Genomic DNA, 24,735 nt, shown 5'->3' with positions numbered 1-24,735 from the left:
TTGTCTGCAAGCTCATTCGAATTTCAAATTACTTCGTCTTCAAATCCTCAATGGAGTTAATGTTCATATAAGATGGGACAACGAGTCCGGTCTTAACCCCTTCCATGTTGGCACCAAGGTCTTCGACTTTATCTTTGTACTTGTCCCAGTAGTCTGCGTGAGTCAATGGAAGCCAAGCAGCAACGGTAGCATCAACATCACCATTAGCAACGCCTGTCCACATTGGACCAGCCTCTACTTGGAGGGCAGTTACTTTATAGCCAAGTTTGTTCTCGAGTACATATTGGACCAAGTGAGTACTTGCGATTTCGGAATCCCAAGCAACATAGCTAAGTTTCACTTCTTTACCACTAACCGGTGCAATACCTTTTGTCCATTCATCGACACGATCGGGGTGGCTTTCAGCCCAAGCTTTTGCCGCTTCAGTAGGAGATGTACCTTCCTGAATAGCAGTCATGATTTCGCCCATTTCATCAGATGTCCATTTGAAGTTCTGTAAGAATTGATATGCTTCTGGGTGATCTTCTTTCAGGCCTTTACGAGCCAGTGTATGGATTTCTTCCGCATCACCAAATGATTTCTTAGGATCCTCCAGATATTTCAGATCATACTTAGCAAACATCCAGTGTGGTGTCCAGCCGGTAATGATAATCGGTTCTTCTTTCTTCATGGCTTTCGCAAGGGTAGCGGTCATGGCTGCACCGGATCCTTCAACGAGTTTCCAATCGGTCAGGCCATAGTCTTCAATGGATTTTGCAGCTGCTTTCATAATCCCTGCACCTGGATCAATACCGATGATTTGGTAGTTGACCTGTTCTCCGACCGTTTTGTTCGCAGCCTCACCATTTGTTTTGTCTCCGCTATTTCCACAAGCAGACAAGACAAGCACAGAAGCGAGACTAAGCATCATCCAAAATTTTGTCTTCTTCATTTTACGCACCCCTTTTTTTCGTTTTGAATATATTTTGTGTAAAGCGGTCAAGCACGATCGCCAAGATAACGACAGCTAAACCAGCTTCAAAACCTTTACCAATCTGCAACTGAGTTACAGCACGATATACTTCAGCTCCGATGCCCTGTGCCCCGATCATGGATGCGATAACGACCATGGAAAGGGAGAGCATGATGGTTTGGTTGACCCCTGCCATAAGAGTAGGCATAGCAAGTGGTAGCTGTACTTTAAACAGCTTCTGACCAGAAGTGGAACCGAAGGCATCCGCAGCTTCCGTAAGTTCCTCGGATACTTGTTTAATACCGAGCTGAGTCAGACGGATCGTTGGTGGAATCGCGAAGATTACCGATGCGATAACACCAGGTACCACGCCTAGACTGAAGAATGTGACTGCAGGCAGCAGGTACACGAATGCAGGCATTGTCTGCATGAAATCAAGCAGAGGAATGATAATCCGTGAAGCGGTTCTACTGTAAGCACACCATATCCCGATTGGAACACCGAGCAGAACGGAGATAAGCGCAGAAGTAAGAACCAGACTTAGAGTATCAATCGTCTGTGTCCAATAACCCAGGTTATCGATAATCAAGAACCCGATAACTGTGAAGAGGGTTAGTGGAATACGTCCTGCCAAGAAGGCGAGGATCCCTAAAATAACGATAAAGATCAATGGGTGTGGCAGTAGGAACAAGTCACTAAAGGCACCAACTATACCTTCAATCACCGCCGCGATGACATCGAAGAAGCCTGCCAAATAATCTTCCATCCAACTAACTAAGGATTCAATCCAATCGGCAAGTGGAATCTTAGGCATTTGTCTTCACCTCCTCATGCTTGCTTTCTCCGGCGAGGGCACCGAGAACAGCTCCACGGACAATTACACCAAGCAATTTACCGGTATCATCTACCACCGCAAGTGGAACTTTCGATAAACTTGTAATTTCAAACAATTCATTCAGTAAGGTATCGGGTCCGACTTGTGGTCCATCTTTGATAATAATGTCTTCAAGTTTTCGATTGTTTCGAAGTGCATCATTGGCATCTTCAGCCGTGATGACACCGAGAAGACGTTTACCTCGGTCAATGACGAACAAGTTAGATATACCGCGCTCTCTCATAAGTTCTAGAGCGACACGAGGGCCGCGGTCCGTCGTAATCGTCTCTGGACGGCGCATTACATGCGCAGCTGTTAAGACTTTGGATAAATCAACATCCTCTACGAACCGTTCAACATAGTCGTTAGCCGGCTGTGTTAATATTTCTTCCGGCGTACCGATCTGAACGATGGAGCCATCTTTCATCAGCGCGATACGGTCACCAATTCGAAGTGCTTCATCCAAATCATGTGTTATGAAAATGATGGTCTTCTTCATTTTGTCTTGAAGCTCAATAAGTTCGTCCTGCATATCCCGGCGAATCAGTGGATCAAGGGCACTGAAAGCTTCATCCATGAGAAGGATCTCAGGGTCATTGGCAAGCGCACGAGCCAGACCGACACGCTGCTGCATCCCGCCACTGAGTTGATCCGGCATCTTGTTCTCCCAGCCTTTAAGACCAACAAGTTCCAAAGATTTTATTGCAGCTTCTCGGCGCTCTTTCTTATCAGCCTTTTGAATTTCCAGACCGTACTCGGCATTCTCGACAACAGTGCGGTGTGGAAACAGCGCGAATTTCTGAAATACCATGCTTATCGTTTTACGACGCACATTTCGAAGTTGCTCTTTATTCATTTTTCTTAGATCCTTGCCGTGGATCAGAATTTCTCCTGACGTTGGTTCAATCAAGCGATTTAGCAAACGCACTAGTGTGGACTTTCCACTACCCGACAATCCCATGATGACAAAAATCTCACCTTGGCGAATATCGAAGGTTGCACGGTTAACCCCAACAGTAATATTTTTTTCTTTTGCGATACGTTCTTTGCTCCAACCCTGTTTAAGAAGTTCAAGTCCTTGCTCTGCATGGGGGCCGAATAGCTTGCTGACGTTGTTGACTTGCATAATGGTCAAAGATATTCCTCCTTTTTATATATAGAAGTAAAGTAAAGATTGTTCTCCGAGCGCTTAAGTGGTTAATTGTTTAAACCCATGTGAAACATTGTAACAATATAATACGTATTGTATCAAACGTTGTATCTGTACGTATAGAACGTACAGTAAAAACTGTACAAACTTATACTTCCTAATGCTCCCTTATGCTCCGTATTACTTCTAAGCGGGGTTCTTTACTTTTAAAATAGCTTTCCCTACAATAGACGAGAGAATGTGTAAAGGATTGACCTAGGCGGTTTTTTTCCTGAAGCAGCATAACATCAATTCGCGTAATTAGGCAGATTAGCTAAAATAGCGAGGATGGTTACAGAAAGAGGAGGCTGCAAGCATGGGCTTGTACCAGTTAGATGAAGAACGGCAGGCCGCCGTGCAGAAAATTCGTAAACGTGTTATTGAGAATATTGGACGTAATATGGATTTATACGGCATTTCTATGTCAACCGGGCATCTATACGGTCTGTTATTTTTTGCGGACAAGCCGATGAACCTTGACGAGATGGGTCAGGAAATGAAGATGAGCAAGACCAGCATGAGTACGGGTGTGCGAACTTTGCTGGATTATAAGATGGTGAATAAGGTATGGGAAAAGGGTTCCCGTAAAGATCTGTATGAAGTGGAATATGATTGGTATCAGACTTTTGCTGATTTCTTCGATACGAAATGGAGAAAATCGGTGGAAAGCAACATTCTCATCTTAGGAAAAGCACTTGATGAAACCAATAAGCTGTTGAAACAGCATGAAGACGATGAACTGATAACCACCGTGCTGCAGGAAGACCAGGCTAAGATGAAGGAAGCCGTCGCGTACTACAAATGGTTGGACCGGTTGATTGATACATTAGTCAGTGGAGAAATTTTCACATTGGTTCCTAAAGAACCATCTGTAGATGAATGAACATATGCTGCTTCAAGAAAGACACACCTGTGATTCATGATTCTAGGTGTGTCTTTTTGTTGTTTAGAGAAGGCATATCGCTCATATTTGTTCCTCGCTTCCGAAGAGGCTATACTTGATTATGTAATCAATAGTTCAACATAGAGGAGACTTAAGTAAACGCCATGAACATCAGACCAGCAGTAAAGGAAGATGCACAAGCAGCAGCCCGTCTGCTTTATGATGCGCTGCATGACATTGCTCATCAATTGACAGGGCAGGAAAGCAACGACGACGCGATTACCGTATTAGAGCAGTATTTTGGACAAGAGGAAGGACGTCTTAGTTACCATCAAGCATTGGTGTGTGAGGTTGAAGGTAAACCCGCAGGACTGATTATTACGTATGGTGGTGATGAAGCGAAGGAGCTGGATCGTCCCATTGTGGAACGGTTAAGAGAGCTCAAGAATGATCCAACAATTACACTTGATAAAGAAGCGGATGAAGATGAATTCTATATTGATACCTTATCGGTTTCTTCCTTATACAAAGGACAAGGCATAGGATCAGCACTTATTCAGGCTGCAGAGAAGCGGGCTAAGGAACGTGGTTATAACAAAATTGCGTTAGCCGTTGTTACCGATAATAAAAGAGCTTATTCGCTATATCTAAGAACTGGGTATGAGGTGGATAAGGAAATTATCATTAATAAGCATGTATATTTTCATATGATTAAACATCTTTGAGAGAGTGCTTAGATCAGAATAAATATGAAGCTGGCTTGATTAAGATCAAGCTGGCTTTTTTGTGCTTTATATAAATAACTATTTACAGAAGGTAAAAGATGGATTATTATGATGTACATAAACGATCTAAAAAATTAGATCGACTAAATTTTATAGAATGAATAATATAAATAGATCGTATATCTAAATGTAAATCAAGGAGATGAGGGTATGAACCAGAAACAAAATTCCATTCCGATCTCGGTGGAACAATCCAAGTTATTGGGCAGTGCACAGCGTGTAAAGATCATCGGTGCCATTTCAGAAGTAGCTAAAACGTCCAAACAAGTAGCTGATGAGCTTGGACAGTCGCCGGGCAGCACTCATTATCATATCCAGAAGCTATATGATGGGGGCTTAATTGATCTGGTTGAGACAAGAACTACGGGCGGAATCGTGGAGAAGTATTACAAATCCAAAGCCAAGTGGTTTGACTCAGACGAGTATAGTCTCGATCCTGTCTTGTCAGATGATTATGGATCTTCAGACGCCACGAGAATTAGCCTCAGACTTGATCTAACACCAGACCAGCGCGACGAATTAGCTGAAGAATTCAAATCACTAATGGAAAAGTGGGTAACCATTACCTCCACTTCTAAGGAAGAAGGAGAAGAATTCGCAATCGGCTTTAAGATGATATCTTCGAAGAAGAGATCTGACTCCTAAAGTGAACAAAAAGGGGATTAGAAGATGGATATTTTCAGAAACAAAAACTTCTCGATTATGTTTGCAGGCCGTATTTTGACTAACATTGGTGACAGTCTTTATGCGGTTGCAGCAATGTGGCTTGTATATGATTTAGGCGGCTCTACCTTATATACCGGATTGGCAGGTTTTTTGTCTATCATACCGAGAATTATTCAGCTTCTGTCTGGTCCACTTATTGATCGAATTCCCGTCAGAAATATATTGGTGTACACACAGCTTTTTCAAGGGATTGTTCTACTCATTGTTCCGATTGCCTATTATACTGGGTTTCTAACGGTGGGTCTGGTATTAACGATTACACCCATCTTATCGACGTGCAATATGTGGGTGTATCCAGCCCAGATGTCCGCACTTCCCAAAATATTAGATAAGAAATCGCTAACTCAAGGCAACTCCCTATTCTCAATAGCTTATCAAGGTATTGATGTTGCTTGTAATGCAATTTCGGGTGTCCTGATCGTGGTGGTGGGAGCCGTATCATTATATTTTTGGAATGCGATAGGGTTCTTTATTGGAGCTCTATTGTTTACTCAGATTCGTATCCCATCGAAACGTGCAGAGCACATAGACACAAAACCGAATTTCATGAAAAGTTATTTATCGGAGATGAGCGAAGGGATTAGGTTGCTGGTAGCTACTCCACTCTCCAGGCTGCTATTTGGCATCATTATGGTTAATGCTGCTGGAGGAGCGACGTTCACTGTATTACCCGCATTCAGTGACCGACTTGGAGGAGCTAGTATTTATGGAATGCTCTTAATGGCCCAAGCTCTTGGAAGTTTACTTGGAGCAGTAGCCACTCCGTATTTGAAGCTAGAGCGTATGCGTCTGGGAACCCTATACTCAGGAGCTTTTATGATCTGCGGTTTAGCGTGGTGTCTATGTATGTTCATTCCTTGGACTTGGCTTACAATTCTTGTATATGGATTATCTTGGGTTCCAGGCGGGATCACGAATGTGATCATCAATACCGTTATTCAAAAAGGGGTACCTGCCAAGAATTTAGGCTCCGTATTCGCGGCAGCTTCTGGATTAAGCGGTATTGCCTCGCCTGCGGGAAGTCTGATCGGTGGCGCACTTGGGTTATGGATTGGCGGCAGCGGGGTTATTGTAGGATGTGGGATTGCCATTTTTCTAGTCAGCGTGTACTGGAGGATTGACCCTGTCACCCGGCGTCTCCCGGCTTCGGATGAGATAGATGGATCGTTGTTTGGTCATTTCGGAGCTCAGAGCGGCGCTAGATCTACAACTTCGGGTAACAGCTATCTATAACGAACCCACAAAATTAAATTCACTAAAAAGGTGCTACATCCTTGATGTAATGCCTTTTTTTGTTAAAGACAACTTCCGGCTTGTCATGCCCGTCTGCATAATGTGAACAAGTCCCACATAGACATGTATCAATCAATTCAAAACATGCTGAAGGGGATGATGACATGCGCCGGATTTCATGGGTGCTGCTCGCTGCTGTTCTATGCTTTACCTTGGTGTTATCAGGGTGTGGGAAGAAGGGCGCTGACGGAGTTATCAAGGATCTGAGTAAGGTAGCTGACAAACTAGAAAGTGCCAAGGGTGCTTATCAAGGTGCTGGAGTGATGACCATACATACAGGTTCGACTCCTCAGCAGTATCAGGTGGAAGTATGGTACCAAGCTCCGTCCTATTACCGAATCAGCTTAACGAACGGGCAGAAGGATATTACACAGATTGTACTGCGTAATGATGACGGTGTGTTTGTCCTGACACCAAGCCTTAATAAGAGCTTCCGGTTTAAGAGTGACTGGCCTGAGAAGCAAGGACAGGTTTACCTGTATCAGACCATGCTTGGCAGTATCTTAAGTGATAACACAAGACAGTTTGCAGAGGATAAAGACAGCTATGTATTTGATGTGGCAGCCAATTATCATAGTCATTCATTGGTTCGTCAGAAGATTTGGCTTGCGAAGGACAACTATACTCCAAAACAAGTTCAAGTCTCGGATTCGGAGGCAAATGTGGTTGTTGATGTGAAATTCAACTCCTTTACTTTCGATACAAATCTGACAAAAGATTCATTCGATACGAATCGTAATCTTAGCGCTATGAATCCAGAAGCGAAAGATACGATGACAGAAATCGATGAGAATGGTATGCCTGTTGCTTCGACGGAAGGTACGGGGGATAGCGGAGTAGAGGTAGAGCCTGTGGTATCCCAGCAGCTTGGAGCATTCGGCATTATTGAGCCTGAATATACACCAGCTGGTGTAAAGATTAAGGATACGCAAGAAGTAGCTGACAGCAAGGACCATACAGTTATTCTTCGTTATGATGGGGTATACCAATACACCATTATGGAATCTCGTCCGAAGGATCGTGCAGTGTCTCTTGCACCAGGAAGTGCTGTGGATTTAGGCTTTACGATGGGTGTGCTTACAGGCGATGAGCAAAAGACACTGACTTGGATGTCAGATGGGGTTGAGTTCCGGATTACGAGTGCAAACCTTCCAACTCCGGAATTGATTGAAATCGCTGCTTCCACCCAAGGACAATCGGGTAAATAATAGGATGAAGGCGGATACCAATTATTGTAGAAGGGTAAAATCTCTCTGCAATAAAGGCCATTCGCCTCTTTCTTCAAAATATAAGGTTAATGCATTCGGTCATTATTTTTCCCTTATATTTCAAGCGGGTCAATCCATTCCTGCTTGTCCGCATAGGCTACCATGGTCATTGCAAAGATCTGGCTTCTTTGATCGAATTGACAGTTGCTCTTGGGAACATTACCATTAATCTATTATGGACCGATCAATTACATATCTCTTGGTGATGGTATGAAATTGATTCAAGCATGAAGGTTTTTCAAAATGGTAAGAAGGTGACTGGAATTGCAAATGACATATCGACCTACGCAAGCGGAAATCAATCTGGATCATCTACGTGCTAACTATAACAGCTTCCGGAATTCACTTCCTGAACAGATGAAGCTACTAGCCTGTGTAAAGGCGAATGCTTATGGACATGGAGCTGTTGAGATTTCACGAGAGATGGAGGAGCTGGGGGCAGATTATTTGAGTGTTGCCTTTTTGGATGAGGCACTTGAGCTTCGTCAGGCAGGGATACAAATGCCAATTCTTGTGCTGGGCTATACACCTCCAGAAGGGATCGAGACTGCATGGCAGCATGATGTTACCGTAACCTTGTTCAGTCATGAAGTAATCGAAGCGATCAAAGCCTTGCCAGAAGTGGGAGATAAGCGACTGAAGGTACACATCAAAATCGATAGTGGAATGGGCCGGTTAGGTCTACTTCCAGGTGATGATGCTCTATCCTTTATAGAAGAAGCTTTCTCGGTGCCGCAGGTGTTAGTCGAAGGCATGTTCACTCATTTTGCAAGAGCGGATGAAGAAGATAAGGGCTATACACTGGAACAGTACAGACGTTTCAAAAGCGTGGCTGACGCGCTGAGGGATCTGGGTTACACCATCCCGATAATACATACGGGTAATAGTGCAGCCGCTATCGATACTCCCGATCTATCATATAATATGGTGCGACTAGGCATCGCATTGTATGGATTGTATCCATCGGATGAAGTAAATCGATCATCGGTCAGCTTGAGCCCGGTCATGACACTTAAGACGCAAACTGTTTACGTCAAGAAACTTCCGCCCCATTACGGCATCAGTTATGGCAGTAAGTATGTAACCGAAGAGGAAGAAGTGATTGCAACGCTCCCGATTGGTTATGCTGATGGTTATTCTCGTATGCTAAGTCGTAAAGCGGAAGTGCTTGTACGTGGTCAACGCGTCCCAGTAGTTGGTAATATTTGTATGGATCAGTGTATGATATCATTAAAATCTTTCGCCGAAGAGGCGGAACAAATTAAAGCCGGTGAAGAGGTTGTACTCATCGGTCAGCAATCTGGTTCGTGTATAACGGCAGATGAGCTGGCCTCCGCGCTGGGGACCATCCCTTACGAGTTGGTCTGCATGATTGCCCATCGTGTACCGCGTACATATATGCGCCAAGGTACACCTATTAAGCGAGTAAATCCCCTTTGGTAATAACGCTTTTTGTTCCACATCCGTAGTTATTTTATTCGGAAAAGAAGGAATAAGTACAGGTTTTCACGAACTAAGAATATAACAGTTAGTCTGTACGAACGTGCCGGATGTAGTTTATAATGAGATGCAGCATACTTGATATATCTACGGCATATATATTCTTTTGTATAAATTTCCTTGAATAACGTAATACTGGTGCACAGGGCAAGAAGGTTGTGGGGGTGTAATAGAAGGTGGCCAACATGCAGAACACCAAACGAATCATGATCAGTTTACCGGATCATCTTTTGCAGGAAGTGGACGGGATCGCTCAGCTGGAAAACTCCAACCGTAGTGAGCTTATCAGGCAGGCCATGAAGTTATACCTGAATGAACGCAAGAAGCGTTACATTCGTGAATCCATGCAGAGAGGTTACATGGAAATGGCTAAGATCAACCTGACTATGGCATCTGAAGCGTTTCACGCGGAGGAAGATGCAGACAGCACTCTGGACCGCTTAGTAAGCGGGGTGTAGACAGTGATCGTAAAACGCGGCGACGTATTTTTTGCGGATCTTTCACCCGTTGTCGGTTCCGAACAGGGCGGTGTAAGGCCGGTCCTCGTCATTCAGAACGATATCGGCAACCGGTTCAGTCCTACAGTAATTGTTGCGGCTATTACCGCTCAAATCCAGAAAGCTAAGCTTCCGACCCACGTTGAGATTGACGCGGCGTCACATGGATTTGATCGAGATTCCGTTATTTTGCTAGAACAGATCCGAACGATTGATAAGCAGCGATTAACCGATAAGATCACCCATCTGGACGAGGAAACGATGAGCAAGGTGGATGATTCCCTGCAGATCAGTTTGGGTTTGATTGATTTTTAAGTGAGTTAACGTTTAAACATATGGGATCTAGAGACTGTAATAACCCGTCGAGAGTATATCTCGGCGGGTTATTTAGTATATGTATGTGCTGATGGTTAACGTTCTTCTAATGTTTGTAACTCCAAAGGGATACTTTCGGGTATGAGGGAGTAGGCAGTTGCAATTATCGCGATAAAACCAACCATAAGAACGGTAAGCCATGCCCAGGATTTCAAGTTATTCATATGTAATACCTCCATTACCAGGTTAGTCTGACTAAAATGCGCCGATAAGTGATGAGTAATTGTATATCCAGTGTAATATCGAAATCTTAAAATCAGATGAAAAATAGATGAATTTTACTTAAACGTGGCAAAGAATTGGGCAAGCTGGAAATAAGGACAAAGATTTGGGATAATGGAGTTATAGTTTTTTTTGAAGAGAGAGGGATAAATATTGTCTGAATTAGAAGCTGTCGTGGAAGTGAATGAGGAACAGATCCGCCAAGAAGAAAGTGAAAGGATCGTCAAGCAAATCGCCAAGGAGCTTCAGTTGTCAGTCAAGCAGGTTCGTACAACCGCTCAGCTGTTGGATGAAGGAAATACGATACCGTTTATTGCACGTTACCGTAAAGAGATGACTGGAGAGTTGGATGAGAACGTCCTTCGTCTAATTGAGGAACGCACCAACTATTTACGTAATCTCGGCGTTCGAAAGCGGGAAGTCATTCGGATTATAGATGAACAAGGTAAGTTGACGGATGAACTCAGAGCATTGATTGAACAGGCTGTGAAGCTTCAAGAAGTGGAAGATTTGTACCGACCATATAAGCAGAAGCGTAAGACTCGGGCAAGTGTTGCTAAAGAGAAGGGGCTTGAGCCTCTGGCTTCTTGGATCTGGAGTCAGCCTAAGCAAGGGGATGCCCTTATAGAAGCTGCAAATTATGTGGATGAGGACAAGGGAGTGGCTACTGCGGAAGAAGCGCTTCAAGGCGCTATGGACATTCTGGCAGAGAATATAGCCGATGATGCTACGATTCGTTCCTGGGTGCGCAGATTTAGTATAGACCATGGTATATTAACCTCAGAAGCGAAAGATAAAGAGGCTGAATCAGTCTATGAGAACTATTATGAATATCGGGAGCTTGCCAAAAAAATGCCTCCTCACCGTATTCTAGCAATCAATCGCGGTGAGCGTGAGAACATCCTTAAGGTGGGTCTTGAGGTTCAGCCGGATTCGATATATGGCTATATCGGTAAGCAAGTTATGAACGGCACTTCAGCGGTATCCGATATTCTAACTGCCGTAATTGAAGATGCTTACAAACGACTGATTGCTCCATCCATCGAACGGGAAGTTCGTGGGGAATTAACGGAGAAGGGTGAGAATCAGGCGATCTCTATTTTCGCTGGTAACTTACGCAGCCTGCTGCTTCAGCCTCCAGTGAAGGGACGCTGCGTACTTGGTGTTGACCCGGCTTACCGTACAGGCTGTAAGCTTGCCGTTGTTGATGATACAGGCAAACTACTTGAGGTGGCTGTCACGTATCCTACACCTCCGAATAACAAGAAGCATGAGGCTTCTGTTAAATTCAAAGAGCTTATCTCGAAATATGGCATTCAGCTTATTGTTATCGGGAACGGCACAGGTTCAAGAGAGACGGAGCAGTTTGTTGCAGAGGTTATCTCAGAAGTTGGCGACCCAGAGCTTGCATATTTGATCGTGAATGAAGCGGGAGCGAGTGTATATTCTGCTTCTAAGCTGGCTCAAGAAGAGTTCCCTGATCTAGATGTTGCAGAGCGAAGTGCAGCTTCCATTGCACGCCGTGTTCAAGATCCGCTGGCTGAGCTGGTGAAGATTGATCCGAAATCCATTGGAGTAGGTCAATATCAGCACGATGTTTCGCAGAAACATCTGGAAGAGAGTCTGAAAGCAGTTGTGGAATCCGCGGTTAACCATGTAGGTGTTGACGTGAACACAGCTTCTCCTTCGCTGCTTTCCTATGTGGCAGGTATAAATGCTACAATCGCTAAGAACATTGTGAAGTATCGTGAGGAGAACGGGAAGTTTGTTAGCCGCAAGCAATTGCAGAAAGTTCCTCGTCTTGGAGCGAAGACTTTTGAACAGTGTGTTGGGTTTATGCGAATTTCTGGTGGAGATAACACGCTAGATAATACACCGATTCACCCGGAATCTTATCCGGTTGTTGATCGTTTATTCAAGGAGCTGGACGTGAGCTCTGATAAGGTAGGCACGAAAGAGCTGTCTGAGCTGCTGGATAGTCAGCCAACGGAATCACTGGCTGTGAAGCTGGATGTCGGTGTGCCAACGCTGCGGGACATTCTTGACAGCCTTCAGCGCCCAGGACGCGATCCTCGTGAAGAGCTGCCACTTCCCATTTTCCGTACGGATGTACTGAAGATTGAAGATTTGATGCCAGGTATGGAGCTTCAGGGAACCGTTCGAAATGTCATTGACTTCGGTGCTTTCGTTGACATTGGAATCAAGAGTGATGGCCTTGTTCATATCTCACAGCTTAGTGATGGATATGTAAAGCATCCGATGGATGTTGTGTCTGTTGGTGACAATGTGACAGTATGGGTACTGAATGTTGATCTGAAAAAGGGCCGTGTTGGCTTAACGATGCGTCAGCCTAAAGATCAGTAAAATAGCTATTACGATAGACAAGCCCCGATCCGCAAATGGATCGGGGCTTGTTATGTGTACTTATTACTGTGCATCCGAGCTCTCACCCGGTGAGTTCCGATAAAAGAACCAGCACTCATTCAGCAGTTTAATCTGGCGTCTGTCTTTCTTACGAAAGGCACGTGTCAATTGATTGCAGAGCCATTGCGGCAAGGGTATCTCCTCCTCTTGCGATCCGTCTGTAAGGATAGCATATGGGGAATCTGCCCAAAGCGTGCAGGTCTACATCATTTTAAACCGCTTCATCTTCATACCACTGCTCAAGTTGTGCTTGAAGAGCACGAATTTCCGTCAGAAGTGATATAAGTGGGTAGTTGGCTTCGTTTAAGGATGCAAAAGTTCGCTCTAGTTCGTTTATGTAATCCAGGCCACTAACAGTCTGTTCGGTCTCCTGCAGCAAATCCAAGTTATCACATTCTGCTACTGCAAGAGGTAAATCTGGCTTGTCTGTCACCGTAAGCTTGCTGATTTCCTTATTAAGACGAAGATTGAGTGCACTTAGCTGGTAAGCGTAATCCGCAGGCATTTCTACGTATTGTAGCTTATCGTTTAATTGTAAAATCACATAACGCATGTTCGGCATGATTGTAAGTTCTCCCTCCATACTTTCCAGCTTCAGATTGTTGCAGACGAAAGCCGTTCATTTGCAGCATCCTTACTTGACAGTGTAGCTTAGGGGGAAGTTAAAATTCAAGTAGGATCCGTTATATGTTTGCGGGTATGATTAGAGATAAGGCGGAAAGAAAGAAGAGGGTACGTTATGCATGAAATGAGTAATGAAGAGTTACAGGCTTGGGTGGAAGAAATATCGATCCATAGTTTTCATATTCCATTCAAGCACCGTGCTACATTTAACCGTAGACTTTCCACTACGGGGGGAAGATATTTTATGAAAAGCCATAATATTGAGATTAATCCTCATCAGCTTGAGATTCATGGGAAGGAAGAGGTAGAGCGAATTATTAAGCATGAGCTTTGCCACTATCATCTGCATCTGGCTGGAAGGGGATATAAGCATAGGGATGCGGATTTTAAGAAGCTTCTTCAAGCCGTTGGCGGAAGTCGCTTCTGTAAAGCAATTGTGAAGTCAGATGGGAAGAAGCGAAAGCCTGAACCTTACCGTTACGTACTCCGCTGTGTCGAATGTGGTACGGAATATAAGCGAAAACGGAAAATGGACCCAGCTCGATATCGCTGTGGTCGATGTAGCGGACATTTACGTCTTCTAATGCTTGACTAATTGCTTAGCCTATGATAAATTAATACCATAATGTTCCCTGATAGCTCAGTTGGTAGAGCACTCGACTGTTAATCGAGTTGTCACAGGTTCGAGTCCTGTTCGGGGAGCCATTTTTATTTTTTGGAGAGATACCCAAGTGGCTATAAGGGGACCCTCTGCTAAGGGGTTAGACTGCGTAAGCGGTGCGAGGGTTCGAATCCCTCTCTCTCCGTTTAGAAATACATCGTTTTCAAACAACCTGTCGGATATCCGGCAGGTTGTTTTTATGTGTAAAGGGATAAGAACTTTTTTTGGGGAAAGCCTATGCTTAAACTTCGTTAGGAGATATATTGCAGTCTCAACTGAAGGAAGAGTATCTCTCTTTCTCCGGTTGGAGATCCATCGAATGAAGCTCCCATGTGACAGAGAAGAGTGCTTGTACCAACTCGTGATTTCTTGGCTATAAACGAGTAGATTAATGGGATAATTTAGTTTATTTTATAGTATAATTTTTCCTCGAAAAAATTTATTAAAAAAGCTTGTCAACATATTTAAATCTATGCTATACTCAATCTTGTCGTCACGGAGATGACAACTAATAAGGCCCGTTGGTCAAGGGGTTAAGACACCTCCCTTTCACGGAGGTAACAGGGGTTCGAATCCCCTACGGGTCACCATTGTACTTCATTGCTTCAAGGGGATGAGAACCCCACGGTTCGTCGAAGCATAGACATCGTTAGGAATACTTCGCAGTCTCGAACGAAGAGAGAGTATCCCCTACGGGTCACCATTTTACTTCTTATATGGCATCATCAAGATTGTCATCGAGAGCCATTAGCTCAGTTGGTAGAGCACCTGACTTTTAATCAGGGTGTCGAAGGTTCGAGTCCTTCATGGCTCACCAGTTTTTTTAAAGTAATTCCCTTTTATTATGCGGTAGTGGTGGAATGGCAGACACGCTATCTTGAGGGGGTAGTGGGTGTATACCCGTGGAGGTTCGAGTCCTCTCTACCGCATAACCTTAATCATTGAAAAAACCTTGATGAATCAAGGTTTTTTTGCTTTGTTCGTTTTTTTTCGCAGGTTTAAGTTGTTTTTCAAAAGGTGATTGTTGACAATTTGTTGACGGGGATAAAATCCTATAATGCTTTAAACGCATATAGAGATAAAAATAACAGGATTGGATCGGCTACACTTAGTTGGACAGAAAAAATAAGGGCTAGTAGAATGCAGGGAATAATATTAGGACCGGATCTACAATGGCAAGAGGAAACCCTCGGTTTGACGAATAGAAATAACATATTAGGCATCATGGGACGGACAAACTTGCCTGTTTTTTTCGGAAGGGCTGAACAATCGTAAGTCTTGAGGACTTACAGGAATGCCATAAAAGCAAAATACCGAAGCGATCCTGTGAAGGGATAGCGTGGAACGAAATTCGCGACGTAGAGAAAGAGACAGTGCAAACGATCTATTGGAGTGGATACTGTACAGGGATGTCGCGGAATTGTTGAATCGCAAGCGTTTCAGGAAGCATCGGGTGGATTTCCAGAGTTTCGCGGACAGAAAATCTGAAGAGTATGATAGTGTATCTTTATTTTCTGTCTATGGACCGTGATCTTTATGAGAAAGAATTTGAATCTGCTGGAATTGGTGTCGTCGGAGAAGCTAGAGAACGTGAAGAAAAACCGCTTCATGAAAGATGCACAGCGTACGTTGCGGGGGAGATGTGCTCTCGCGCCATCTTATATTCCAGAAAACTGGTGTAAGAAGCACGGAAGTGTGCTTTGGAAAAATGCCTATAAGAAGCCATTCCTTGTTTCGCTGCAGTTTGCCAGTTTTAACATATCTTCTTCCGGTGAAAGGGTCGTTGCAGCATCGTCATTTGGTTCCATCGGAATTGACGTGGAGGAAATTAGAGAGCTTCCGCTTGGAATTTCTGGACGCTTCTTTTCTAAGGATGAGCACTTAGCCTTGCTTAAAGAAATGGAACTCTTCCGAAAATGAAGCGCTCTATTATTTATGGACACTGAAGGAAAGCTTCCTTAAGATAGATGGTAGAGGATCGTACAGGAACCTGTACTCGTTTACCATGCGATTGGGTGGAACTTGTGTATTGAAGGGATAGAGCTTTGGAATAAAAGGCTGGACGATCGGCATGTGTACTGGGGCTATGTTCGTCTCCAGTGAAGGGGAAATATATATATCCGTAATTAGGTGATTTGTCGAAAGCGCTAACAATATCGAGTGGATCTTCATGTGTAGTTAGTTTGACATTAATATCCAAAAACATTACACTCTGTAGTAGGAATGAGATATGTTGAGGAGAAATGTCTAAACAGTTAAAATTAAAACAAAACTTTCCGGTCATTCGAAGATACTAGCATATAATAAGTAATCTACAATCGAAAAAGAATTATTTTCAAGAGGAGAAGAATATGCACAATGAGCTGTTTAAGATCGGGCCAGTAATCATTTACGGGTATGGATTAATGATCGCGTTAGGTGTTTTGCTGGCTTACCGGCTCGTTGTTTACCGAGCAACAAACCGCAAGTTTGAATTACCACATATTTTCTCTTTAACCGTGTGGGGCCTGGTGGGTGGTTTTGCTGGAGCAAAATTATTATACTGGATGACTCAAGTCCCAGATATCATGAATAACCCTGGCATACTTTTGGATTTTTCGAATGGGTTTGTTGTTTATGGCGGAATCATTGGAGGAATTGGAGCCGGTTTAGTGTATTGCAGAATTAAAAAAATTAATTTCCTGAAGCATTTGGATCTTTTTTTACCCTCTGTTGCGCTAGCGCAAGGCTTTGGAAGAATCGGCTGTCTGCTTGCAGGCTGTTGTTATGGTGAAGAAACACACGGCTGGTTTGGAATTACATTTCACAACTCCGAGATTGCGCCGAATGGTGTTAAACTAGTACCTACACAGATTATGGAGAGTATGCTTAGTTTCGGCATCTGCCTCATTTTAATACTATTGGCCAATAGAGCGAAAAAAAATGGACTCGTTGCGGCCACATATTTGATTCTTTATAGTCTGGGCAGGTTTATCATTGAGTTTTACAGAGGGGATGTAATCCGTGGTCAAATCGGGTTTCTTTCGACCTCGCAATTCATCGCACTTATGGTTGTTCTAGTAACTGGTCTCGTTGTATTCCTTTCCCAATATCAGAACCGTTTGACCGGCAAAAAAGTATAGGATATATCATTTAGATTTATTTAAACCGACAAGCCTCTTGTCCTCAGTGGACAGGGGGCTTGTTTGTTTGCACAATAGCATTCAACCTGATGGAAAAAAGATTTACCATCATATAAAAAATATACAATAAATTTTATGTATACATTATTTAACTAATAATATAAATTTAACATAATATAGACAATTAACCAATTGATAGATTGGATTATTAGAAACACCTTGAATTTTCGACAACATCTTCGTAGTTCTACTTCCTTCATACGATAAACATCAAATATCTACTTTTGATTCAGGCCCGAATCGTGAAAAATCATACCTCACTTTATTTCTGACTTGAACTCTTACTAACTTATGGTTTAGAAATCTGTTCGTTTTACACTTCCGAGATGGCAATTCAAAAATCATTAAAATTCGAAAGGAAAAGGTTATGGAATTGAACTTGAAGAAAGACAAAGCCGTTATTCTTGATAAGTATTTTGGTTCCCAAAAATCGTCTTACATTTTCTAGATTAACAGTTTAGAACTTTTGAACTGCAATAGGCATGTTCTTAAGCGGAGGATTCGGGAAATTTGTACTGTCTTTGATGGAGTTTAATAAAGAGATTGTACTTCATGCGCTTGAGGCTTAAAATTTTGGGTTGACCTCCACTGTCCAAAGATACTCCCTTTACAAGTGTTCCTGTTACGAACTCTCCTCCTAAAAAAACAAGACGTTGGAATTAGTGCGTTTTCCTCAACACTCGGGAAGGTAAGTGGAGGTGAGACGGAAATAAAAGCACTGCATGAATTTTTAAACGATTTTCAACAAGGCATCCGCATCTCCAATGGCTCGGTAAAATCACTTGTTAGTAATGGATTGGCCCCAAATCCAAACTTTAAATTTTGAAATTGAAAGGATGTTTATCGTACTATGAAGACCAGACCCATACTTCACAAAAGTATCCGTCAGCAATATCAATTGCCCCAGAGTATATCTTCATACCGTAGTCGATTCTTCGCCATACTTTTAGCGGTTGCTGGTATTTCTTTTGCAGTTTACCCTGCACTGCGTCCATTTTCAGATGAAGTTACGCTGCAGGGAGCAAAGGCATTCGCTTCCGTTGAATGGATCGTCGCTCATCTTATAGCGATATTCGCCTTTATTTTGCTCACATTTGGCCTATATGGTGTATATGTTTCTCTTCAAAATACATCCGCCGAGCGAACAGCTTTTTATGGACTTTTCCTAAGTTGGTTAGGAACTGGGCTTACTCTAGCATTTTATGGCGCAGAGATTTTTGGGTTGCAAGTCATCGGGCAAGAGACACTAAAGCAGCAGAAAGTGGAATTGTTAGAATTGGCTAATCAGATTCGATTGGGTACTGGTTTTATCATCATTATCATCGGACTACTATTGCTCGCCGTGGGTACGATTATGCTAGCTACTGCGATTTGGAAATCGCAAATATATCCTAAATGGAGCGGAGTTCCACTTGCAGTTGGATTATTGTTGTATCTGCCTCAATTTGTCACTACACAACCATTACGTATAGCTCATGGGTTATTGCTTACTGTTGGATGCATATGGGTAGCACTCTGTCTTCTCAGAAACATTAGACGAGATGGAGAGAGATGAATGAAAGTAAGTTGTATAAGAATTTGAGGGCAGCAAAGGGAGCTGTCACCAATCCATTATAACCGGCCTCAACAAACAACAAGTAAATATGAATGGGCATCAATAATAATCCAAACAGATCAATTACCATCCACTACATTGAGGGGGGAGTGGGTGTATACCCGTGGAGGTTCGAGTCCTCTCTACCGCGCATATTAAAAAGATCCTGCAAATTGCAGGGGCTTTTTTTTGTTTATTTTTAAATAAGGACAATTTGTTTCACCTTGGGTCAGGCGGTTAATAGGATAACGTGGACGAGAAACTTCGATAACCTATAAGGAGTGATTCAAAATGGCTAGAAATACCGACAGGAAGATGAGCCGTGAAGAAGCAGGACGTTTAGGTGGAGAAGCAACTGCCAAGAACCATAACAAAGAATTTTATCAGGAAATAGGCCGTAAAGGTGGCGTATCTACATCAGAGTCTCACGGCACAGATTTTTATCAAGAAATCGGACGTAAGGGTGGGGAATCGACTTCGGATTCGCGTGGCAAGGAGTTCTACCAAGAAATCGGTCAAAAAGGCGGAGAGTCAACCTCAGATTCGCATGGAAGAGAATTTTACCAAGAGATTGGTCAAAAGGGTGGCGAATCCCGTAATCACACGGAGCATAATGGGAAGATGAGCCGTGAAGAAGCTGGGCGTAAAGGCGGACAGGCTCGTGCTCGCCAGCGTCGAATCTAGTAATCTCTAAACGTATTCATATATGAAGATAGAATATTTCAACAGCTATAGTCTGGGGTAAACCGGGCTATAGCTGTTTTGTTTTTTTATTGGACAGACTCAATTGGATATGTTAATTATATGATAATGATAATCAGTCTCATATAAAGGCGGGGATAGTTTGATATCGGATAGAGGGCCAAGCATGAATCACATTAAAAATCAGCATAATTTTAGTTCTCTAACCATGAAAATGTGGAATATAGAAGTACTAAAGCTCGAAAATGAGATATTGGAACAACAGCTTACGATACAACCAGCTCTAATTATTTTAATGATGGGAGAGGCTTCACTAGAGAGAGTCGATCGAACGATTCAGATGAGCAAAGATGTAGTCTACTTTTGTCCGGCGAATACAACCTTTGGGATAAGTGGAAAGAATGCTGGTTCGGTGTCGGTAGTTATCATTTATTTTGGATGGTATAAAGAATCTGAAATGAGTAGCAGGAATCAGCTTGAGGAAGTGAATGTAGCTACAGTACTTCATAATATTTATGATTTCACGCTAAGCTCAGCGGATCGACTTAATCTCATCTGTCGATCTATATATGATCATAGTCAAAGTGATGAAGACTTTAAGCGATGGCGTGCTCAGATAGAGTTTCAAGAGTTGCTATATGAAATGTTATCTTCTATCTCGCTTCAATCACCGAGTGAGAAGAAGCAAGGTTTAGATCAGACACGAGAATATATAGACAATCATTATAGCGATGATCTGACGATTGAACAGCTAGCAAGCATTGCGGACTTAAGCCCAAAGTACTACATGGATATTTTTAAAAAGACCTATGGGCAAAGCGCCATGGAATACTTGGCTCAAGTTAGGATGAATAAAGCAAAGCAGTTAATGCTTGGTTCGCAGCGGATAGTTAGAGAGGTCGCGCACACAGTTGGATATAAAGATGAGTTCTATTTCAGTCGCAAGTTTAAAAAAGAATTTGGTCTTTCTCCATCTGCTTACATAAAGAAACGAAAAAACAAAATAGCTATCTACGGCTCTTCTTCTTTGCTCGGATATCTTATTCCGCTGCATGTCATTCCATACGCTGCACCACTGCATCCCAAGTGGTCTCGTTATTACTACAATTTCTTAGGACCGGATATCCCGATACATCTGGATGCATATCGGCTAAATCATAACAAAATAGCTAATCTGGAAAGACTTCAATTATCACAACCAGAGCTTATCATATGTTCTCCGGGTCTGGAGGCATGGGAGAGGGAGCGGTTGTTACAGATTGCACCGGTGTATCAGCTTCCTTCGGATTGCGAGGGATGGCAGAACCAGCTCCGCTGGTTGGCACACTTGCTTGATAAACATGAAGAGGCGGAGCAGTGGATTGCGGCTTTTCGTACAAAGCTTAAATCCCTTGGATGTGGGGGAGACAGTTTAGGAAAAACTCAAGGTTCACAAACACTTTTAACTGCGCGGCTTCATCATCACGAGTTGATTTCGCATCGAAACCTTGGAATGAGAGAAGTACTATTCGAGAACTTAGGGTTTCTTGCTCCACCATTATTAGATAATTATTCGGCTGATGTGACTTTGACGGTGAAAGAAATAAAAAAAATCGATGCAGATTATATGCTTTTGTTGGTACGACAAGATTCTGAAACCCTTCAATACTGGAGACAACTTCAGTCCTCACCGGATTGGATGACCATTCCTGCCGTCAGAGAAGGGAAGTTTCATCTGTTGTCCTCTTACCCATGGCGTGAATATTCACCGATGGCGCTTGAGCAGATGGTAGAACAGACGCCTAAATTCTTTTCCGGAAATTGTCCATGATAGATCTGAGGATTGTCCATGGTGCAATGAGCCATGATCCATTACGATAATTAATAATGATAATCATTATCAGTTATAAAGGTGGAAGTGGAAAGGGGAACTAGAAAGAAATGAAAAGTATGAAGTTTACGCTAGGGTTAATTGTTGTGATGGCCATGATTTTGTCGGCTTGCGGGGGAGAGAAAGAAGAGGCTAAGCCGGTTGTTAATAATGAATCAAGCAGTAATGTAGCTACGAATGAATCATCTGCGGATAACGCATCTGGAGCAGATACGAAAGTAGTAACATACTTGGATCAAGAGTATACACTTCCTGCGAAGACGGATCGGATCGTGATCACGGGTGCAGTTGAAGCGATGGAGGATTCGATCGTACTCGAAGTGAACCCCGTAGGAGCTATTACGTTCTCCGGAAAATTTCCTCCGTTATTCGAAAGCATTACAAAAGGTGCTCAGTCCATCGGGGAGAAGTTAGAGCCAAATTATGAAACGATTCTATCACTGAAACCAGATGTGATCCTTGCTTCCTCTAAATTCAAACCGGAAGTTATCGAACAACTAAGCAAAATTGCTACAACCATTCCATATTCACATATCTCAACGAACTGGGAGAGTAACTTAAGACTCCTTGGAGAATTGAGTGGGAAGCAAGAACAAGCCGAACAGGAAATTACTAAATATAAGTCGGATCTGGAAGCATCTAAATCTCAAATTGGCGATTCTTTGAAGGATAAAAGCGTCGTTGCATTAAGAATTCGCGAAGGTGAACTTTATATTTATCCAGAGGCTGTGTTCTTTAACCCGGTATTGTATGAAGATCTAGGTATTGCAGTTCCTGCCGAAGTGAAAGCGGCTAAGGCACAGGAATTAGTCTCCAAAGAGAAGTTTGCAGAGATGAATCCGGATTATGTGTTCATCCAGTTCTCACCAGATGAGAATAGAGATACGCCAAATGCGCTTGAGGAGCTGCAGAACGATCCAATTATGAAGAACATCTCTGCTTTCAAGAACGACCATGCATTTGTTAATGTCGTTGATCCTCTGGCTCAAGGTGGGACAGCTTACAGTAAGATCGAGTTCTTGAAGCAAGCGATAAATCTTCTTAACCAATAGATCAGAATAAGGCGTGTTGAATATGTATTTCAAAAATTCCCTGCCGGTGGTTATCTTTGCGATAACCCCGGTAGCGGTTATTTTGCTCATGATTGCTTCTATATTGTATGGAGCTAAAAATATTACGGTTGATGTCATTTGGGATTCCATATTCGCATTTGATCCAGATAGCGTGGACCATCAGATCATCATGACATCGAGATTACCTAGAGTCGTCGGAGCGATGCTCATCGGCGCCTTTCTTGCGATTTCCGGTGCTCTGATGCAAGGAATGACAAGAAATTATTTGGCGTCTCCAGCCATTATGGGTGTCTCTGACGGTTCTGTTTTTGCTGTCACTTTGTTTATGGTGTTTATTCCTACTGCTGACTCGAATTGGTACATATTTAGCTCATTAATCGGCTCTGCCGTTGGTGCGGCCATTGTATTTGGGCTAGCTTGGATCATTCCCCATGGACTCTCTCCGGTTCGACTAGCCATACTGGGTACGATTATCGGAACCTTTCTAAGTGGGACGGCTGAGGCAATAGCTGCCTATTTTCAGGTTTCTCAGAGTATTAGCTTTTGGTATAACGCAAGACTGCATCAAATGGACCCCGAGCTGATTAAACTGAGTATTCCATTTGCTATTGTGGGTCTGATGCTAGCCTTAGGAGTATCTAAATCGATATCTATCCTCTCGCTTGGGGAAGAAATTGCGACAGGACTTGGCTTGCGTAGCTGGATTATTAAAGCACTGACGATGCTTGCTGTCGTTATTCTAACGGGAATTTCTGTGGCATTAGCAGGAAAGGTTGCCTTTGTAGGCTTGATCATTCCTCATATCGCTAGATTTATATCTAGGTCTTCCGATTACCGCTGGATTGTGCCTGTGTCCGGGGCGTTAGGTGGAGTATTTCTAGCTTTATGCGATATTTTGTCTAGGTTTATCAATTATCCGTTTGAAACACCTGTAGGTGTGGTTACCGCGTTAATTGGTGTTCCTTTCTTTCTCTATCTGATCAAGACGAGAGGAGGAGAACGTCATGCATAGATCATCATCTGCACGTCTTTTCACCGTTCTAATTGCTGGGACCGCCATCATAGCTGTTGCATTTTATCTCAGTCTGACGAATGGAAGCTTTGATATTTCAGTAGCAGATGTGTTCAAAACATTACTTCGAATTGACCCGCAGAAAGAATACGACCTTGTAGTGTTTGATTTTCGCCTACCTCGCATCGTGCTTGGAGCTTTAGTAGGATTTTCTCTAGGTATTGCAGGTGCTGTAATCCAAGGAGTTACCAGGAATGGCCTTGCGGACCCAGGGATATTAGGCATTAATGCAGGCGCTGGCTTGGCTGTTGTTCTTTTCATGTTCCTGTTCCAAGGAAATATGACTTTGACGGGCTGGCTTGCAGTGATGATGATGCCTATGTTCGGTTTGGTAGGTGGATTATTGGCTACCGCATTCATTTACTCGTTTGCTAGGCAGAGGGGGAGTCTAGATCCTCAACGGTTAATCCTTGTTGGGATTGCCGTTGCTTCGGGATTTGGTGCGTTCACCATGTTTATCTCTCTCAAAATGAATCCATCTGACTATGAGATGGCAGCCGCTTGGCTCGCTGGAAGCCTTCATAGTGCGAATTGGAAGTTTGTCATCACGATGCTGCCATGGATTCTGATTCTTCCCATAATCATCTGGCTGCGTGCTCACGTTCTGGATCTATTTCAATTGAGTGAAGAGAGTGTGAAAGGGGTAGGCGTGTCAGTTGAACGGGAGAAAAATGTATTTTTACTATGCAGTATTGGCCTCGTGAGTGCGAGCGTGGCTGTATCCGGTAGCATTGGATTTGTGGGACTGATTGCCCCTCATATGGCTAGACAGTTGGTGGGAATTCGGCACAAACACATCATTCCGGTGAGTGGTATTGCAGGGATGGCTATTGTCATGATCGCTGATTTCATTGGCAAAACGATATTTGCACCCGCTGAGCTAGCGGTTGGTATTGTGGTATCTATAATTGGTGTGCCTTATTTTGTGTATCTTTTGATTCGATCGAGAAAATAGAGGCTGGAGGAGTG

The 24,735-nt window shown here is 43.1% G+C and carries 24 protein-coding genes and 5 tRNA genes; 23 read left to right on the top strand and 6 right to left on the bottom strand.

Annotation, left to right across the window (positions count from 1 at the left end; all coding sequences use genetic code 11):
- Positions 1 to 28: 28 nt before the first annotated feature.
- Genes ACK8P5_RS20710 through ACK8P5_RS20700 form a run of 3 tightly spaced genes read right to left on the bottom strand, consistent with a single transcriptional unit; the run spans position 29 to position 2,961 of the window.
- Positions 29 to 931, bottom strand: a complete 903-nt coding sequence (locus ACK8P5_RS20710) for a glycine betaine ABC transporter substrate-binding protein (protein WP_422658133.1) — start codon at positions 929 to 931, stop codon at positions 29 to 31.
- 1 nt (position 932) lies between these two features.
- The gene (locus ACK8P5_RS20705; RefSeq protein WP_422658132.1) at positions 933 to 1,766 is read right to left on the bottom strand and encodes an ABC transporter permease; all 834 of its coding nucleotides are present in this window, start codon (positions 1,764 to 1,766) and stop codon (positions 933 to 935) included.
- Entirely contained in the window at positions 1,759 to 2,961 is a 1,203-nt protein-coding gene (locus ACK8P5_RS20700; RefSeq protein ID WP_422658131.1) for a quaternary amine ABC transporter ATP-binding protein, read from the bottom strand. Before ACK8P5_RS20700 ends, ACK8P5_RS20705 begins: the two co-directional genes overlap by 8 nt.
- 370 nt (positions 2,962 to 3,331) lie before the next feature.
- On the opposite strand from ACK8P5_RS20700, the gene ACK8P5_RS20695 reads away from it, so the two are divergent.
- From ACK8P5_RS20695 to ACK8P5_RS20660, 8 genes are all read left to right on the top strand, one after another.
- A complete protein-coding gene (locus ACK8P5_RS20695) occupies positions 3,332 to 3,898 on the top strand; it encodes a GbsR/MarR family transcriptional regulator (protein WP_422658130.1) in 567 nt (188 codons plus the stop codon).
- A gap of 164 nt (positions 3,899 to 4,062) precedes the next feature.
- Positions 4,063 to 4,623 carry a GNAT family N-acetyltransferase gene (locus tag ACK8P5_RS20690; RefSeq protein WP_422658129.1) on the top strand — a complete coding sequence of 187 codons (561 nt, stop codon included), beginning with the start codon at positions 4,063 to 4,065 and terminating at the stop codon, positions 4,621 to 4,623.
- 210 nt (positions 4,624 to 4,833) lie between these two features.
- Positions 4,834 to 5,328: a helix-turn-helix domain-containing protein gene (locus tag ACK8P5_RS20685; RefSeq protein WP_422658128.1), complete on the top strand. Its 495-nt coding sequence runs from the start codon at positions 4,834 to 4,836 to the stop codon at positions 5,326 to 5,328.
- 24 nt (positions 5,329 to 5,352) lie between these two features.
- Positions 5,353 to 6,642, top strand: a complete 1,290-nt coding sequence (locus ACK8P5_RS20680; RefSeq protein ID WP_422658127.1) for an MFS transporter — start codon at positions 5,353 to 5,355, stop codon at positions 6,640 to 6,642.
- Positions 6,643 to 6,806: 164 nt separating this feature from the next.
- Complete coding sequence (locus ACK8P5_RS20675; protein WP_422658126.1) at positions 6,807 to 7,910, top strand: LolA family protein; 1,104 nt, start codon at positions 6,807 to 6,809, stop codon at positions 7,908 to 7,910.
- Positions 7,911 to 8,234: 324 nt separating this feature from the next.
- Positions 8,235 to 9,413 carry an alanine racemase gene (gene alr / locus ACK8P5_RS20670; protein WP_422658125.1) on the top strand — a complete coding sequence of 393 codons (1,179 nt, stop codon included), beginning with the start codon at positions 8,235 to 8,237 and terminating at the stop codon, positions 9,411 to 9,413.
- Positions 9,414 to 9,646: 233 nt separating this feature from the next.
- On the top strand, positions 9,647 to 9,928 hold the full coding sequence (locus ACK8P5_RS20665) for a CopG family ribbon-helix-helix protein (RefSeq protein WP_046681343.1): 282 nt from the start codon (positions 9,647 to 9,649) through the stop codon (positions 9,926 to 9,928).
- Between the two features lie 3 nt (positions 9,929 to 9,931).
- Positions 9,932 to 10,282: a type II toxin-antitoxin system PemK/MazF family toxin gene (locus ACK8P5_RS20660; protein ID WP_422658124.1), complete on the top strand. Its 351-nt coding sequence runs from the start codon at positions 9,932 to 9,934 to the stop codon at positions 10,280 to 10,282.
- A 95-nt stretch (positions 10,283 to 10,377) separates the two neighbouring features.
- On the opposite strand, the gene ACK8P5_RS20655 is transcribed toward ACK8P5_RS20660, so the two are convergent.
- The gene (locus tag ACK8P5_RS20655) at positions 10,378 to 10,506 is read right to left on the bottom strand and encodes a hypothetical protein (protein ID WP_422658123.1); all 129 of its coding nucleotides are present in this window, start codon (positions 10,504 to 10,506) and stop codon (positions 10,378 to 10,380) included.
- 211 nt (positions 10,507 to 10,717) lie between these two features.
- Between ACK8P5_RS20655 and ACK8P5_RS20650 the strand changes: the two genes are divergently transcribed.
- Positions 10,718 to 12,928: a Tex family protein gene (locus ACK8P5_RS20650; RefSeq protein ID WP_422658122.1), complete on the top strand. Its 2,211-nt coding sequence runs from the start codon at positions 10,718 to 10,720 to the stop codon at positions 12,926 to 12,928.
- A gap of 63 nt (positions 12,929 to 12,991) precedes the next feature.
- On the opposite strand, the gene cmpA is transcribed toward ACK8P5_RS20650, so the two are convergent.
- Positions 12,992 to 13,120, bottom strand: a complete 129-nt coding sequence (cmpA, locus tag ACK8P5_RS20645; RefSeq protein WP_208918012.1) for a cortex morphogenetic protein CmpA — start codon at positions 13,118 to 13,120, stop codon at positions 12,992 to 12,994.
- A 79-nt stretch (positions 13,121 to 13,199) separates the two neighbouring features.
- A complete protein-coding gene (locus ACK8P5_RS20640) occupies positions 13,200 to 13,550 on the bottom strand; it encodes a hydrolase/acyltransferase (protein WP_422658121.1) in 351 nt (116 codons plus the stop codon).
- Positions 13,551 to 13,736: 186 nt separating this feature from the next.
- On the opposite strand from ACK8P5_RS20640, the gene ACK8P5_RS20635 reads away from it, so the two are divergent.
- From ACK8P5_RS20635 to ACK8P5_RS20570, 14 genes are all read left to right on the top strand, one after another.
- Positions 13,737 to 14,207, top strand: a complete 471-nt coding sequence (locus ACK8P5_RS20635; protein ID WP_422661530.1) for a SprT family protein — start codon at positions 13,737 to 13,739, stop codon at positions 14,205 to 14,207.
- 34 nt (positions 14,208 to 14,241) lie between these two features.
- Positions 14,242 to 14,317, top strand: a tRNA-Asn gene (locus tag ACK8P5_RS20630).
- A gap of 12 nt (positions 14,318 to 14,329) precedes the next feature.
- Positions 14,330 to 14,418: transfer RNA gene (locus tag ACK8P5_RS20625), tRNA-Ser, on the top strand.
- Between the two features lie 370 nt (positions 14,419 to 14,788).
- Positions 14,789 to 14,863: transfer RNA gene (locus ACK8P5_RS20620), tRNA-Glu, on the top strand.
- A 151-nt stretch (positions 14,864 to 15,014) separates the two neighbouring features.
- Positions 15,015 to 15,090 (top strand) — tRNA-Lys (locus ACK8P5_RS20615).
- Positions 15,091 to 15,119: 29 nt separating this feature from the next.
- A tRNA-Leu gene (locus ACK8P5_RS20610) sits at positions 15,120 to 15,202 on the top strand.
- Between the two features lie 619 nt (positions 15,203 to 15,821).
- Positions 15,822 to 16,193: a 4'-phosphopantetheinyl transferase family protein gene (locus ACK8P5_RS20605; RefSeq protein ID WP_422658120.1), complete on the top strand. Its 372-nt coding sequence runs from the start codon at positions 15,822 to 15,824 to the stop codon at positions 16,191 to 16,193.
- Between the two features lie 431 nt (positions 16,194 to 16,624).
- Complete coding sequence (locus ACK8P5_RS20600) at positions 16,625 to 17,395, top strand: prolipoprotein diacylglyceryl transferase (protein ID WP_422658119.1); 771 nt, start codon at positions 16,625 to 16,627, stop codon at positions 17,393 to 17,395.
- A 910-nt stretch (positions 17,396 to 18,305) separates the two neighbouring features.
- A complete protein-coding gene (locus tag ACK8P5_RS20595) occupies positions 18,306 to 19,010 on the top strand; it encodes a hypothetical protein (protein WP_422658118.1) in 705 nt (234 codons plus the stop codon).
- Positions 19,011 to 19,340: 330 nt separating this feature from the next.
- Complete coding sequence (locus ACK8P5_RS20590) at positions 19,341 to 19,733, top strand: KGG domain-containing protein (protein WP_422658117.1); 393 nt, start codon at positions 19,341 to 19,343, stop codon at positions 19,731 to 19,733.
- Positions 19,734 to 19,917: 184 nt separating this feature from the next.
- The gene (locus ACK8P5_RS20585; RefSeq protein ID WP_422658116.1) at positions 19,918 to 21,561 is read left to right on the top strand and encodes an AraC family transcriptional regulator; all 1,644 of its coding nucleotides are present in this window, start codon (positions 19,918 to 19,920) and stop codon (positions 21,559 to 21,561) included.
- A 110-nt stretch (positions 21,562 to 21,671) separates the two neighbouring features.
- Positions 21,672 to 22,673: an ABC transporter substrate-binding protein gene (locus ACK8P5_RS20580; protein ID WP_422658115.1), complete on the top strand. Its 1,002-nt coding sequence runs from the start codon at positions 21,672 to 21,674 to the stop codon at positions 22,671 to 22,673.
- A gap of 22 nt (positions 22,674 to 22,695) precedes the next feature.
- A complete protein-coding gene (locus tag ACK8P5_RS20575) occupies positions 22,696 to 23,706 on the top strand; it encodes a FecCD family ABC transporter permease (RefSeq protein ID WP_422658114.1) in 1,011 nt (336 codons plus the stop codon).
- Positions 23,699 to 24,721: a FecCD family ABC transporter permease gene (locus ACK8P5_RS20570; RefSeq protein WP_422658113.1), complete on the top strand. Its 1,023-nt coding sequence runs from the start codon at positions 23,699 to 23,701 to the stop codon at positions 24,719 to 24,721. Before ACK8P5_RS20575 ends, ACK8P5_RS20570 begins: the two co-directional genes overlap by 8 nt.
- Positions 24,722 to 24,735 lie beyond the last annotated feature (14 nt).

The sequence above is a fragment of the Paenibacillus sp. EC2-1 genome (genome assembly GCF_049311625.1).
Taxonomy (GTDB): Bacteria; Bacillota; Bacilli; order Paenibacillales; family Paenibacillaceae; genus Paenibacillus_AQ.
Note: the sequence above shows the minus strand (reverse complement) of the source record. Positions and strands in the feature narration are given on the sequence as shown.

Bases quoted from the DNA above. Each gene is read 5' to 3' on its own strand.
- ACK8P5_RS20710 (WP_422658133.1), bottom strand. From the start codon at position 931: ATGAAGAAGACAAAATTTTGGATGATGCTTAGTCTCGCTTCTGTGCTT.
- ACK8P5_RS20705 (WP_422658132.1), bottom strand. From the start codon at position 1,766: ATGCCTAAGATTCCACTTGCCGATTGGATTGAATCCTTAGTTAGTTGG.
- ACK8P5_RS20695 (WP_422658130.1), top strand. From the start codon at position 3,332: ATGGGCTTGTACCAGTTAGATGAAGAACGGCAGGCCGCCGTGCAGAAA.
- ACK8P5_RS20690 (WP_422658129.1), top strand. From the start codon at position 4,063: ATGAACATCAGACCAGCAGTAAAGGAAGATGCACAAGCAGCAGCCCGT.
- ACK8P5_RS20685 (WP_422658128.1), top strand. From the start codon at position 4,834: ATGAACCAGAAACAAAATTCCATTCCGATCTCGGTGGAACAATCCAAG.
- ACK8P5_RS20680 (WP_422658127.1), top strand. From the start codon at position 5,353: ATGGATATTTTCAGAAACAAAAACTTCTCGATTATGTTTGCAGGCCGT.
- ACK8P5_RS20675 (WP_422658126.1), top strand. From the start codon at position 6,807: ATGCGCCGGATTTCATGGGTGCTGCTCGCTGCTGTTCTATGCTTTACC.
- ACK8P5_RS20655 (WP_422658123.1), bottom strand. From the start codon at position 10,506: ATGAATAACTTGAAATCCTGGGCATGGCTTACCGTTCTTATGGTTGGT.
- ACK8P5_RS20640 (WP_422658121.1), bottom strand. From the start codon at position 13,550: ATGCCGAACATGCGTTATGTGATTTTACAATTAAACGATAAGCTACAA.
- ACK8P5_RS20635 (WP_422661530.1), top strand. From the start codon at position 13,737: ATGAGTAATGAAGAGTTACAGGCTTGGGTGGAAGAAATATCGATCCAT.
- ACK8P5_RS20600 (WP_422658119.1), top strand. From the start codon at position 16,625: ATGCACAATGAGCTGTTTAAGATCGGGCCAGTAATCATTTACGGGTAT.
- ACK8P5_RS20595 (WP_422658118.1), top strand. From the start codon at position 18,306: ATGAAGACCAGACCCATACTTCACAAAAGTATCCGTCAGCAATATCAA.
- ACK8P5_RS20590 (WP_422658117.1), top strand. From the start codon at position 19,341: ATGGCTAGAAATACCGACAGGAAGATGAGCCGTGAAGAAGCAGGACGT.
- ACK8P5_RS20585 (WP_422658116.1), top strand. From the start codon at position 19,918: ATGAATCACATTAAAAATCAGCATAATTTTAGTTCTCTAACCATGAAA.
- ACK8P5_RS20580 (WP_422658115.1), top strand. From the start codon at position 21,672: ATGAAAAGTATGAAGTTTACGCTAGGGTTAATTGTTGTGATGGCCATG.
- ACK8P5_RS20575 (WP_422658114.1), top strand. From the start codon at position 22,696: ATGTATTTCAAAAATTCCCTGCCGGTGGTTATCTTTGCGATAACCCCG.
- ACK8P5_RS20570 (WP_422658113.1), top strand. From the start codon at position 23,699: ATGCATAGATCATCATCTGCACGTCTTTTCACCGTTCTAATTGCTGGG.